At 40.4% G+C, this 1,155-nt stretch carries 1 protein-coding gene; it reads left to right on the top strand.

Annotation, left to right across the window (positions count from 1 at the left end; all coding sequences use genetic code 11):
- Positions 1 to 102 precede the first annotated feature (102 nt).
- Positions 103 to 1,137, top strand: coding sequence for an IS630 family transposase (locus AAC147_RS05780; RefSeq protein WP_047685931.1), 1,035 nt, complete (start codon positions 103 to 105; stop codon positions 1,135 to 1,137).
- Positions 1,138 to 1,155 lie beyond the last annotated feature (18 nt).

Raw genomic sequence — 1,155 nt, 5'->3', positions numbered from 1 at the left:
CTAAATGCCTTTTCAAAATGGTAGGAGTATCAAAGAAACTCAGTCCAATTTTTGCGAATTTTGATTTTCCACAAACAAAAAAGCAAAAAGAAGGACTGAGTTATGCCTATCCTACCACCAATCTCCCGTAATGAACGGCGCCTGATGAAAAAAACGGCACAAAAAACACGTAATAAACAGTACAGCATTCGCATTCTGGCCATTCTTATGGCTTATCAGGGAAAATCGGTCTGCCAAATCGCTGAAGCGCTTTGCGCCGCAGAATCTTCCGTATGGCGCTGGATAAAACGTTTCAAAACTGACGGCTGGATAGGGTTACAAAGTCAGCCTGCGGGACGTCCTCGCCGATGGAACTTAACCTGCCTCCTTCCTTTAATCACCTATTTGTTGACGCTTTCTCCCCAGCAGTTCAAATATATCCGCTCTCGTTGGAGTCTTGAACTTTTTGTCATACAAATCAAAAAAATAGCTAATGTGAAAATTTCAATCAGTACACTTTACCGGTTCTTTTGTCAAAATAAGATCGTTTGGCGGCGGGCTGCCCCGACATTAAACCTGCCTGATCCGGAGTATGAAGAGAAAATGGTGCGTATTAATCAGGCATTATTGCAGGCTTCAAGCGAAAATCCGGTGTTTTATGAAGATGAAGTGGATATCCACTTTAACCCCAAGATGGGTTCAGACTGGTGTTTCAGGGGCCAGCAAAAACGGATTATTACTCCGGGCCAAAATCAAAAATATTACTTTGCGGGTTGTTATCATGTCCAAACCCGAGAAATCGTTTATACCGGTTACGGAAGAAAAAACTCTCAATTATTTATCAATATGTTAGAAAAGTTAAAAGCCCATTATCGTCACGCAAAAACACTGACAATTATTTTAGACAACTACAGAATCCATACCAGTCGGCTAGTTGAAGATTGGTTGTCACAAAATCCAACGGTAACGCTGTTATTTCTTCCGGTATATTCGCCTTGGTTGAATAAAATAGAACGGTTATGGCAGTCATTGCATGAAACGGTCACACGAAATCATTGTTGCCAGTACATGTGGCAATTGATCAAAAAAATTAAGATCTTTTTGAATACAGCCTCAGCAAGTAGCTGGAAAGGAATAGGAAATATGGAAGTCTCATAATTATGAAAAGGTATTTAG

The sequence above is a fragment of the Xenorhabdus sp. NBAII XenSa04 genome (assembly GCF_963866145.1).
Taxonomy (GTDB): domain Bacteria; phylum Pseudomonadota; class Gammaproteobacteria; order Enterobacterales; family Enterobacteriaceae; genus Xenorhabdus; species Xenorhabdus indica.
The sequence above is the reverse complement of the archived record's forward strand: the minus strand, read 5'-3'. Positions and strand labels throughout refer to the sequence as shown.